The 12,340-nt window shown below is 43.0% G+C and carries 9 protein-coding genes and 1 pseudogene; 7 read left to right on the top strand and 3 right to left on the bottom strand.

The features are described from left to right. The first annotated feature begins 487 nt into the window (after positions 1-487). From gatE to MA_RS27245, 6 genes and pseudogenes are all read left to right on the top strand, one after another. The gene (gatE, locus tag MA_RS15025) at positions 488-2,389 is read left to right on the top strand and encodes a Glu-tRNA(Gln) amidotransferase subunit GatE (RefSeq protein WP_011022814.1); all 1,902 of its coding nucleotides are present in this window, start codon (positions 488-490) and stop codon (positions 2,387-2,389) included. A 530-nt stretch (positions 2,390-2,919) separates the two neighbouring features. Then, on the top strand, positions 2,920-3,300 hold the full coding sequence (locus MA_RS15020) for a response regulator (protein WP_011022813.1): 381 nt from the start codon (positions 2,920-2,922) through the stop codon (positions 3,298-3,300). A 255-nt stretch (positions 3,301-3,555) separates the two neighbouring features. Further along, a complete protein-coding gene (locus MA_RS15015; RefSeq protein ID WP_048065546.1) occupies positions 3,556-5,034 on the top strand; it encodes an aldehyde dehydrogenase family protein in 1,479 nt (492 codons plus the stop codon). A gap of 1 nt (position 5,035) precedes the next feature. Beyond that, positions 5,036-6,469, top strand: a complete 1,434-nt coding sequence (locus MA_RS15010) for an aminotransferase class III-fold pyridoxal phosphate-dependent enzyme (RefSeq protein ID WP_011022811.1) — start codon at positions 5,036-5,038, stop codon at positions 6,467-6,469. A gap of 375 nt (positions 6,470-6,844) precedes the next feature. Continuing rightward, a pseudogene (locus tag MA_RS15005) lies at positions 6,845-8,136 on the top strand (IS4 family transposase). 1,025 nt (positions 8,137-9,161) lie between these two features. Continuing rightward, positions 9,162-9,332, top strand: coding sequence for a hypothetical protein (locus MA_RS27245; protein WP_157860265.1), 171 nt, complete (start codon positions 9,162-9,164; stop codon positions 9,330-9,332). 21 nt (positions 9,333-9,353) lie between these two features. On the opposite strand, the gene MA_RS15000 is transcribed toward MA_RS27245, so the two are convergent. Continuing rightward, positions 9,354-9,851 carry a hypothetical protein gene (locus MA_RS15000; RefSeq protein WP_048065545.1) on the bottom strand — a complete coding sequence of 166 codons (498 nt, stop codon included), beginning with the start codon at positions 9,849-9,851 and terminating at the stop codon, positions 9,354-9,356. Positions 9,852-10,528: 677 nt separating this feature from the next. On the opposite strand from MA_RS15000, the gene MA_RS14995 reads away from it, so the two are divergent. Beyond that, the gene (locus tag MA_RS14995) at positions 10,529-10,717 is read left to right on the top strand and encodes a DUF2795 domain-containing protein (RefSeq protein WP_048065544.1); all 189 of its coding nucleotides are present in this window, start codon (positions 10,529-10,531) and stop codon (positions 10,715-10,717) included. Between the two features lie 428 nt (positions 10,718-11,145). Here MA_RS14995 and MA_RS14990 read toward each other — a convergent pair whose 3' ends face one another. Continuing rightward, positions 11,146-11,481: a hypothetical protein gene (locus tag MA_RS14990; RefSeq protein WP_011022807.1), complete on the bottom strand. Its 336-nt coding sequence runs from the start codon at positions 11,479-11,481 to the stop codon at positions 11,146-11,148. 31 nt (positions 11,482-11,512) lie between these two features. Further along, entirely contained in the window at positions 11,513-12,073 is a 561-nt protein-coding gene (locus tag MA_RS14985; protein WP_011022806.1) for a toll/interleukin-1 receptor domain-containing protein, read from the bottom strand. Between the last annotated feature and the right edge of the window lie 267 nt (positions 12,074-12,340).

Here is a 12,340-nt window from a genome sequence, read left to right as displayed (position 1 = left end):
AGCCAGGAGTAAAAAATAATACCTTTAGTACATCTTTAGACTTTATAACACTTTTATTTATTGTTTTGTCCCGGAAATGTTTCTCATCAACTTGTTGATATGCCTGATTTCTATTGAAAGCGATCAAGCTCTACTAACTTATTTTATCATGCAAAATGGGCCAGCAATTACTTCAATCTTATATACAGAGATACCTTTATACATTCTACCGCACCTTTTACATTCAGTTTCTTACGGACAATTCCTGATAACTACTAATGCAGCACCTAAAAGAGCTAAGAGAGGAAACAAGCGCAGAAAGAGGGTTTAAAAAGAAGAGGAAATTATAGCGAGCCGATGAGCTTAAAAGATAAGGAAGAGCAAAGAGAGCTGGATTTGAAAGAGAAATTAACGGAAAATTAAAGACAAATTGAAGGGAAGACTAAAGGAAAAATTAGAGATATTTAAAAAGGATTAAGGCGCCTCCTGCTTAGATTCGGGTGAAAATATGGAAAAATACGACTACAGTGAACTTGGGCTGAAAGCCGGGCTTGAAATTCACCAGCAGCTTGACTCAAAAGAGAAATTGTTCTGCAGGTGTCCTACCCTGATCAGGGACATCGGGGATTCGGACTTCGAGTTTTTCAGGTATCTCAGGGCTACGGAAAGCGAGATGGGAGAAAAGGACAGGGCTGCGGTGGAGCAGACAAAGATCAGGAGGAAGTACATTTACAAGGCTTATGACACTACCTGCCTCATAGAAAACGACGAGGAGCCTCCAAGGGAACTCAATAAGGAAGCTCTGGACATTTCCCTCGGGGTTTCCAAGCTTTTCAACATGAAGCCTGTCGACCAGATGCATGTGATGAGAAAGATCGTTGTGGACGGATCAAACACCAGTGGCTTTCAGAGGACTGCATTTCTGGCAAGTGACGGGTACATTGAGACCTCGGAAGGGCGCTGCGGAATTGACAGCCTCTGCGTGGAAGAAGAAGCCGCCCAGAAAATAGAGGAAAAAGGAGACTCAATAGTCTATTCCCTGGACAGGCTAGGGATTCCGCTTGTCGAAATTGCAACCGCCCCTGACATAAGGTCCCCAAGGCACGCCCGGGAGGTTGCAGAATATATAGGAATGGTGCTCAGATCCACAGGGAAGGTAAAAAGAGGGCTTGGCACGATCAGGCAGGACGTAAACATCTCAATTGCCAGAGGGGAAAGGGTTGAAATCAAAGGAGTGCAGGCCCTTGACCTCATAGAAGACATCGTCCGAAGGGAAGTTGAACGGCAGTTGAACCTTCTTTTTATCAGGCAAGAACTCCTTGAGAGAAAAGCCTTTGTTTGCGAGGAGATCTATGATGTAACAGGGCTTTTCATGGACACGAAGTCCAAAGTCCTGCAAAAGGGCGTAAAGAAAGGCTCAATCCTTGCTGCCCTCCTGAAGAAATTTAACAGGCTTGTGGGCAAGGAAGTCCAGCCCGGAAGAAGGCTGGGAACCGAGTTTTCGGATAGGGCAAAGACTGCAGGTGTCGGAGGGCTTTTCCACACAGATGAACTTCCGAACTACGGGATAACCGAAAAGGAAGTCCAGGCTGTAAAGGACGCAATCGGTGCAGGCCCTGAAGATGCCTTCGTCATGGTTGCGGATGAACCCGAAAAAGCCAGGCTTGCAATTGAGGCAGTAATTAACAGGGCAAAGGAAGCCATTGAAGGAATCCCTGAGGAGACCCGAAAAGCTCTTCCTGACGGGAACACCGCTTACATGCGCCCCCTTCCGGGTGCGGCAAGGATGTACCCTGAAACCGATGTCCCCCAGATAGAAATCTCACAGGAGTATTTTGATTCCATAAAGCCTCCGGAACTCCTGACCAAAAGAGCAAAGCGGTTTGCCTCCGAAAGCGGCCTGAATAAGGAACTTGCCGAAAAAGTGGCTTATTCAAGGTATCTTCCCCTCTTTGAAATCCTTCTGGAGACCTACACGAAGGACGCAAATGTTAACTCAACCCTTATTGCCAGAACCCTTGTAGGAATCGTCCCGGAGATCAGGAGAAACGGAGTTGAGACGGATAACCTCACGGATGAACACTTCAAAGGACTTTTTGCAGCCATTTCAAACCAGGAAATTGCAAAAGAAGCAATTCAGGACCTTCTGACCGCCCTTGCAAAAGAGCCTGAACTGACAGTCCAGGAGGCAATCTCAAAGCTCGGCCTGAGTGCCTTTGATCCTGAGGAAGTAGAAAATTTCATAAAACAGATGGTCATGGAAAAAGGAGATTTCATAAAAGACAAGGGGCCTTCTGCCCTCGGTCCTCTCATGGGCATTGTCATGAAGGAATACAGAGGGACAGTTGACGGAAAGATCCTGAGCCATATGCTGAAAAAGGAGATAGATAACTTTATCGGTCAGGGATAAAACCCTGATTTTTTTTCTGCATTTCCTTTCCGATATCTCATTTAGACTTTCCTTTCAATTTTTCTTATATCTTCAGGTTCTGCTTTTTCAGTTATTTTACCTTTTTTTTCGCCCCTACTTTACCTGCCTTAATTCTTTCGCATCTTCCAGAACTTTTTTTAATGATAATAAGTATTTTTTGTAAAAAACAAATAAAATTGTTATAAAATCCGAGCAGCTTGTGAAAGAACTTATTTACGTAAGATAACTTTTTATATTAACTAAAAGATCTTATTACTTATAACATAAAAACTCAGTTGAGAAATATGCTCTAATGGTATTTCAAAACCATACGATATCAGACGACTTAATTCCTGTCTGCCGGGGTTGAGCTTGCAAAAGGGGGATAGAAGTATGAAATTGTACCTTAGCTTGGCATATACCAGTTCCATGCAGGAACTACCAAAAATGCAACTGAACTGCAAAACCTCTTAACGGGAACATGGTGTTCCTTTTATATTGCAAATCATAACGTTGCGGAGAAAACCCCCATGAAAGTACTGCTTGTAGACGACGACCCAGTATTCTTGGAGCTGTCAAAAACGTTCTTAGAGGTATTCCACGACATAAACTCCGATACCGTGGAATCCGCAAGACAGGCTCTTGAGAAATTAGATGAGCTCTCCTATGACGTAGTGGTTTCGGATTATGATATGCCTTATATGGACGGCATTTCGTTTCTGAAAACTATCCGTGATAAGAGAATTAATATCCCGTTCATCCTGTTTACGGGAGTGGGCAAAGAAGAAATTAAGAGTCAGGCTATCGAAAACGGTGTAGACTCCCTTATTCAGAAAAGAGGAGATCCTAAAGCTCAGTACTCTGAACTATCAAAGCGGATCTGGCAAATAGTTAAAAATGGTTCAGGTTAATGAATTACAAATATGGATCAGATATCTTTGAGTATTTTTAACTAATCCTTCTTAGCCAATACTTTTTTACTACCCATTTTTAACCACCCATTTTTAACCACCATTTTTAACTACCCATTTTTAATTTGTCTCTACCACTCCTTTAGGATAGTCAGGCACAAATCAGTAGAACACTCTGAAAATATTTCAGTTCATCCGAAATCGTTTTTTGGATATCTATAAGTGGTATTATACTCATTGTTTCAGGGGGATTTTGTGGTTCAGGAGTATAAATTGCACATAGGTGGGGAGTCGAGAGACTCAGCAACCGGAGAAACTTTTGATAACATCAATCCGGCCACTCTTGAAAACCTTGCCACGGTACAGGTAGCCGGAAGCGAAGACGTTGACAGGGCAGTTGAGGCGGCAGAAGAGGGGTTCAGGGTATGGAGCGAAGTTCCGGCACCCAGAAGAGCTGAAGTGCTTTTCAGGACAGCTCGCATTTTACAGGAGAGAAAGGAAGATCTTGCCAGGCTCATGACGGAGGAAATGGGAAAGGTGCTGCCAGAAACAAGGGGAGATGTGCAGGAAGCGATAGATATTGCCATTTATGCCGCAGGGGAAGGCAGGCGGATGTTCGGAGAGACAACGACCTCCGAACTCAAGGATAAGTTCTGTATGACCGTGCTCAGGCCGATAGGAGTTGTGGGCATGATAACCCCCTGGAACTTTCCTCTTGCGATTCCCGGCTGGAAGATCATGCCGGCTCTTATAGCAGGAAATGCAATCGTGTTCAAGCCTGCAAGCGACACGCCCCTGCTTGCAATCAAGCTCGTTGAAATCCTGATGGAAGCGGGTTTGCCTCCGGGTGTGGTAAATCTTGTGACAGGGCCTGGCGGAAGTACCGGAAAAGCCATAGTCCAGCACCCCCGGATAAAAGCAATTTCCTTTACAGGAAGCCTTGAAACCGGAAAATGGATCATGGAAGAATGTGCAAAAACCATGAAGCGGGTTTCACTTGAGCTGGGGGGAAAAAACCCGGTAATTATCATGGATGACGCCGACCTTGAACTTGCTCTTGAAGGCGTGCTCTGGGGAGCTTTCGGGACTACAGGCCAGCGCTGCACGGCAACAAGCAGGCTGATCCTGCACGAAAAAATAAAGGATGAATTTACAGCAAGGCTGCTTGCAAAAACAAAACTTCTCAGGGTAGGAAACGGGCTTTTGCCGGAAACGGACATCGGGCCCATAATCAATAAAGCTCAGCTTGAAAAAATAGAAAGGTACGTCCGGATAGGAATGGAAGAGGGTGCAACTCTCCTGCTCGGAGGAAAAGCCATAGATCCCGGGCTTCCGGGCTATTTTTTTGAGCCGACTGTCTTTACGGATGTCAGGCCGGATATGAGGATTGCACAGGAAGAGATCTTTGGGCCTGTGCTCAGCATCATTACGGTTTCGGGGCTTGAGGAAGCAATTGAAGTTGCCAATAACACCAGATACGGGCTTTCCTCGGCAATTTACACCGAAAACGTTGGAAAAGCTTTCAGGGCGGTTAAAAAGATAGAAGCTGGAATCACATATGTCAATGCCCCTACAATAGGGGCTGAAGTCCACCTTCCTTTCGGGGGCGTAAAAGGGACCGGAAACGGTTTCAGGGAAGCAGGGACAGAAGCAATCAAAGAATTCACGGAGATAAAAGCCGTGTATATAGATTACAGCGGCAGGCTGCAAAGAGCTCAGATAGATATGGAATGAAATGTGGGAAGAGGGGGGAAGCATTCTGGATTACGGCGAGCCGGAAACTCTTGAAAAATGGAGAAATTCGGAAAAAACGGAAAAATCAGAGGACCCGATGAGGAAACAGGAAACAGAACTTGACTTTTTCGAACAGGAAATAGGATTGCTTGATGTGGTCGGCCCAAGAGCTAGGGAGATCATAGGGCAGGACTGTAAGGTAATGTCCGCATGTGTATCCCGTCCCTATCCACTTGTTGTTGACAGGGCAAAAGGTTCCGTAATAAAAGACATAGACGGAAAAGAGTACATCGATTTCATCGCAGGGATTGCGGTCATGAATTCAGGCCATTCAAACCCGGAGGTTAATGCCGCCATCTCAGCCCAGCTGGAGAAAATGGTCCACTGCGGATACGGGGACTTTTTCGCCGAGCCTCCGTTAAAGCTTGCCAAAAAACTAAGGGAGCTTTCAGGCTATTCAAAGGTCTTTTACTGCAACAGTGGAACCGAAGCTGTGGAAGCCGCAATGAAACTTGCCCTGTGGAAGACAAAACGCCCTAACTTCATCGCTTTTTACAACGCTTTTCACGGCCGAACCCTGGGAGCCCTTTCCCTGACCTGTTCCAAAGTCCGGCAAAAGGAGCATTTCCCCACCATGCGTACAGTGCACACCCATTACGCCTACTGTTATCGCTGTCCCCTGAATCTTGAATACCCTTCCTGCGGAGTCGAATGTGCAAAGCAGATTGAAAACCTGATCTTCCGAAAAGAGCTAAGCCCAGAAGATACGGCTGCCGTTTTTATCGAGCCGGTCCAGGGAGAAGGGGGCTATATCGTCCCTCCTCAGGAGTTCCATAAAGAAGTGAAAAGGATCTGCACGGATAATGATGTCCTGCTTATAGCCGATGAAGTCCAGACAGGCTGTTTCAGGACAGGCCCCTTCCTTGCCATGGAAAACTTTGAGGTAAGGGCTGATATTACCTGCCTTGCAAAAGCCCTTGGTGCAGGCCTCCCAATAGGTGCAATGCTCGCAGACAGTACTCTCATGGACTGGCCACCCGGGGTCCACTCAAACACCTTCGGGGGAAACCTCCTCTCCTCAGCTTCAGCCCTCGCTTCCCTTGAATTCCTGGAAAAGGAAAATATGGAAAACCGTGTCAGAGAAATGGGAACGCATATCCGGCAGCGTCTGAGGGAGTTACAGGAAAATTGCCCTTGCATAGGAGACGTTCGCGGTCTAGGCCTTATGATAGGGGCAGAAATCGTAAAATCCGACAAATCCATAGACCCTATCCGAAGGGACAGGATCGTCAGGGAAGCGTTTAAAGAAGGAGTCCTGCTCCTTCCCTGCGGAGACTCCGTAATCCGCTTTTCCCCTCCCCTCGTCATGACCGATGAAGAAGCCGACCTCGGGCTTGATAAATTTGAAAAAGCGTTGAGAAGAGCGGCGAAATAAAGGCAGAATCGATTTTCAGTTAGAAGTAAAAAAGTTCAATATATGGCTTTCATTTAATCCCTATCGGTGGAAAATATTCTGAAAGGAATAGACTGAGCAAGCTTGATAGACTTCTTCAGTCTTTCTGTCACCGTGATAGGAGGAGTGGCCAAAAAGAAGTGGAAAAAAGATAGGGATTAAATGTCTAAGTACAGGAGGAAACACAACTATTTCTCGTAAACCCAAAAGGTGTGATTGAAGTGTAAAATAAATGCATGCGTCATCGGTTAAGCGTTAGAGAAGCATTCCTGTACGTGTTTTTATATTAACAAAACTTGATAATAGTATGTCTATATCACCTCACCCCCAATCTCTCTCGAAGACTCTCTTCGGGAAATGTTTCCCGAAGATTGGTTAAGGCAAACTGCCAAAGAAACCGGTCTTATAAAACGTGAACGTAAAATTGATCCTGTCTTCATCTTTTGAGTTTTAACTCTTGGTTTTGGTGTATGCTTGCAGCGTACACTCGCCAGTTTGAAAAGAGAATATGAAAAAGAAGTAAATAATACCATAAGAGACAGCAGCTGGTACTATAAATTCACTCCATAACTTGTTGAGTTTCTTCATCAGTGTGTTATTCACGGCATAGAAGAGCTTGAAAAAGAATCTGGAAGAAAACTTAGCAAAAAACTCGAAAACTTTAAGGATGTTTTCATTCAGGACAGTACAATTGTTCGCCTTCACTCCTCTTTAACCGATAAGTCTCCAGCAGCAAGAGCAAGAAATGTAGCTGCAGGAGTTAAAGTGGGAGTTATGGTAAGTGCGGTTGCTAACGGACCTAAAACAGTTGCTCTGTACTCTGAAAAAACAGCCGAGATAAAAACATTGAAAATAGGTCCCTGGATCAAAGACCGTATTCTTCTTGTTGATCTTGGATTTTACAAAAATCAAATGTTTGCAAGAGTTGAGGAAAATGGAGGATATTTTGTCTCAAGAATTATGAAAAATATGGATCTCATTGTTGTTTCTGTTGAAGAGGGACTTTCTAAGACAAAAAGCAAAGAGTTTGCTGGAAAAACTGTTAGCGAATGTATTAAGCAACTCTCAGGAAAAGATCTTGATGCTGTTGTGAAAATAACATTTAAAAGAAGAACATATAAAGGCAAGCAAAAACAAGATGAGATGAACGTACGTCTTGTTGCAATATATAACAGTGAAGAGGAAAATTTTCACATATATATTACAAACATACAGAAAAATGTTTTAAATGCAAAAGACATTGCAAAATTATATGGAGCAAGATGGGATATAGAACTGCTGTTTAAGGAGTTGAAAAGCAAATACGTTCTTGACGTTCTTGAGACAAAGAATGTGCAGGTAATTGAAGCTCTACTCTGGACGGCAATGTTGACGTTAATCGTTAGCAGAAGAATCTATTCTATAGTAAAGAACAGTACAGCTTATTCTATAGTAAAGAACAGTCAGCTAAGCCTGAAAAGATGGTGCGATATACTCAAGAGAGATGGAGTATAATATTTGCCGAAAATGCTTCAAATTTATTGACAGTGATTCTTCATAGATGTGGAATTGAAAGAACTTTTGAAACTATGATGAGTGTATATGAAAGTCAAGCATTGGATCCACATGTAAATAGAGGAAGGTTTAGAGATGATGGTTGGAATAGGTAAGTAGGCAAAAAGAAAAAAATAGTGATGGATGACGTAATAAATTCCTTAACCGATGACCAATGAATACCTCTCCATTTTCCAAGCCGCTTCCCCTGTAAACGACCCTCCTCTTGGAATATCTTCCCCTGTATAGAAGCTTGTAAAGATGAAGTCAACATTCATGAAATGCTCGCATTTCCTTCACTCCATAAACCTGATGCTTTTCTCGGTAATCAGACAATTATTAATCCGTCTCTCAAATAATGAAAAACACCTCCTTAAGTAAATAGGCAAGTTTGAGGGGGACGTTTCGTTTTTTGTAGAATTCCAGATAAGGCAGATAAAAGTTATTAATCGAGTTGTATGGATTGGTTTTCTTGGAACTAATCCTCAAGTTATAATCCTGAAGGCATAACGGAAACATGAGAAAAGTAATAACAAGAAGAATGAAAAACTTGAAGTTTAGAGGAGTACCTAAAATAATTCATAAATCCGTTCACCGCAATTGCTCTCCCAAAATATAGAAATAAACAAGAATATTATAATAAATATTATAAGTAAACAGATGAATTTTGCGGTTTCATGAATGAAAATAAGGTCTTTTAGTTGCGATTCTGAAACAATCAGTTTCAGCTAACTAACAAAAGTTTTTTAAGTGTCGCCACATATTTAGTAGTATGGATTATGAGGGCAATAATCGGGTGAAGAACGATAGTTCAGCTTTGCTTATTTTTATAATTGTAATTGCAGTGGCTGTCAGCCTTTTGGGAATTATGGTAGCTATGAACTAACCCATTTTCATTGGTCATCGGTTAAGGAATTTTCTTGCCTGAAAGCTGTCGATTTTGCACCAAAAGGCTGCCTTAAATTTTGGCCTTATTACATGAAATCGATACCAATTCCAGTCCACAACACATTAACATTATTGACAACTGTTGTGAGAATAGAGGCAATTTATCACGATTCCTCACTTAACCGAAGACGCATGAACCCATTTCATGAATTAACCTGTTTTCTGCAGCAAATCTAAAAGACAGCTATTTTTCATGAGAGATAAATCGGAAATTGAGAAAGTCTCCTATCCAGTTTCAAAAGAAGAGATCAAACACTGGAGACGCACGAAAGTAGCCTTTGTCTTCGATTCCGTGTTTTTCCGAAATTACGGACTACTAAAAGAAAAGAGCAGTATTGACTGCCCCTTTAATGGAAGTTACTAACGATTTTTGTTTCCTGACCATTCACTTTTTTTCATTCGTTTCCTCTTCGGCCGGCTTGAGAGTAAGCAGCCTGCTCTCAATAAGCCCCATCGGAAGATCTGCATCCAGGGTGAGCGAGCCGACCTTATCTCCTGCAAGAGTCTTCCCCGGCAGGTCAGGAGTGATCTCAAGCCTTTTTCCTACCGACATTTCAGGTTTTTCGTTCTTGGGCCCGGAAAGAGGACCGGGAAGAATGCCGGATACAAGTCCGAGAGCAGAGTCGGAAACAAGCCTTGGGCGGGCTTCGGAGCTCAGGCGGGAATGTCCGAGGGGAGAAAGCCCCAGGTCTCGCATTGGAGAAAGCCGGTTGTTAAAGTCAGGTAAAAGCCCCCTGAACTGGTCAAGGGCGGGGCTTGAAAAAGTAGAAGATTCATAGGTAGACGTGGACTGCCGGGCGGGTTGCTTTTCACGGTTTTCACAGGCTGCGCGGTCAGAACGATGAGAAGGTAAAATGGAATCTTTGGATTTGCTGTTATTCATGGCTGTAGAATTGTCACGATGGTATATCAATTATACGAGGATTTTTATTTGAGGGCTTTTTCTGTTCTGTTCAGCCATATTTTTCAGATTCGACCACGAACTACGTAGTGATGTTAAAGTTAAACTGGAATTTGGGCTTAAATCGTATTTTAAACTTAAACCGGAGCTAATTGAAAACATTTAGAATGGAGTTTAGTCAAAAAATTTAGAATCTATAGTAATACGACCCTCCAGACCAGTAAAAAATAAAGAACTGTCCGACCAGAATAATCGTCTTCCGACAAACGTTTGAGTTGAATTCTTTTTTATAATATATATTGCATAATACTGAATGGAGGGTGGGCAACGTTAAGGATAGAAGCAATTGCTACCCAAATCCTGAACTCGAATCTTTAGAAAGGAGTACTTTGACAGAAAAAATCGAGTTAAATACTGAATTTATTTGACAGTTTACAGGATTGTTTACGAGAACAAATCCAGTAAAGGCCCAGAATGTATTCAAAGGCATCAATTGTCCTACAACAGGATTAATCCGGTTAAGGAATCCGGTTAAAACTCCAAAAACGATGCCAGCAGTGGGGTATACGTTCTGAAATAACCTTTTCTAACAAAAAGCAGAAAATGCTGTTTGTGTCAATAAAAGTTTCAAGAGATAATACACCATATGGGGGAATTTTATGCAAACGAGTCCTATCGAAGTCCAAAAAGCTTTAAAGAATATGGATTATCCTGCGAAGAAAAAACAGCTTATCGAACACGCTAAAAAGCACAAAGCTGACAGTAAGGTGATGGAGGTTCTCGAAGAACTTCCAGAGAAGGAGTACACCAACGCTGCCGATGTCAGCAAGGCGTTTTCAGGGAAATAATTTTGCTCAGAGTGAACCAGCCCTCAGGTGGGAGGCAGCTTAAATTATGAAACCGGCTGGGCTTCAGGGAGCTTTAAACTCTTCCGGAATTTCACAGAGAGGATGACCTGATAGCAATCCGAATAAGAAAAGGCCCAGATTCAAGAAATTTCCGGCATTAAGATGTTGCATGGAAGAAGCTCACAACCTCACATCTGAGGCAAGAAAAGAATAAGGAAGCTTTTAGCTCCTCTTTTTTTCAAATTGTTTTTTGAGATTTATTAAGCGGTTTTATTAGCCTTTATTATTCCACATTTATCAGATAATACGACCCGTTTTTTAGCCCATTACATTCATAGTTAGGATGCCGGTTATTTTGTTGACTCAGGCTACTGACTCAAGTTAATTAAAAAGGTTGGTAACTCAGGTTATTGACTCAAGTTACTGAATCAGGTTACGGACTCAAGTTCTCTTTCTAACTTTGTGATGTCGAACCATACCCTGAAGAGTTCGGCTTTCCCTGTATCCCTGATGTCAATTTCTACGGGTTGAACCAGGGTAGCTTTAACGGTTTCCCATTCTTCCCTGCGGACATCAACAATTTCCCATGGGCCGGTAGACCTGTCTTTTGCTCTGTCCCTGGAAAGTTGTAACAGCAAATGTTTCTTTTCAACAGGTGTAAGCTCTTCAATACCCCTGATTTCAGTCTCGCTCACGGTAGCTTCCCCCATTTTGGACTGTGCAACCATTGGTTCTCCGGGTTCGTCCTTAACACTTTGTTCCATGAATTTGCCTCCCTTTTTAGGTTAAAGATACTCAGGGTGTGGGCCTGAAGGTTCTCGGGTCAAGGTAAATATTTCTCTGGCAGTAGCTGCAGATAGTCTCAAGGTGTTTTCCTGCAAGAAGCGCTCTTTCAACTTCTTCTTCAGGAGAGATATACTGGGTCATTTCCTCCCCGCAGTAAGGGCACTTTATCTTCAGCCAGTCCAGTTTCGTAAGCTGCCTCATGTTCTGTATGAGTTTTCCAAGGGCATCCTCATAGGCTTCGGGGTAAAAATTAATCGGCGGAAGATGGCGTATAAGGATAGGCAGTTCGACTCCTGCCTCTACCAGCGGAATTATCAACTGGTCGGCTCCTACTGCCAGCCCGATCTCCTGATTCACCTCAGGAGACAGCACTCCTTCCTGGGTAATAATAGGGATAATGCAGTCTGACTGACGGATACCGAAACGTATCCTTTCAGCCAGGGAAAGAATCCGGGCTTTCCTGTACAGGGCAGAGAAGCTTTCCAGTTCCACTGTCCAAAGAGCCCTTGCAAGTTCCTGGGCGAGCGGTTCGTCCTGCTCGCAGTGCGAAATGTAAACTTTTGTTATCATGTCTGCTATATTTGTCCTGTATTATCCTATTTTTTCGGACTTATGTTCAGTCTCCGGTTCGGGTTCAGGTACCGGTTCGGGTGAAGGAACCGGTTGCGGTTCCGGAGAAGGTATTGGCTCAGGTTGAAAAGATGGTTTTCGATTTTCTTTTCTCAAAATTAACTCCCCCTCTTTCAATAATACTAGTCCATACTATTTTCAGAAAAAATTGTTTTCATGCTTACATTTTTCATACCTATCCCCAATTCGGGTTTTTTGTTAATCAAT

It is taken from the genome of Methanosarcina acetivorans C2A, from assembly GCF_000007345.1.
Classification (GTDB): Archaea; Halobacteriota; Methanosarcinia; order Methanosarcinales; family Methanosarcinaceae; genus Methanosarcina; species Methanosarcina acetivorans.
This window is presented reverse-complemented; position numbering and strand designations above follow the sequence as displayed.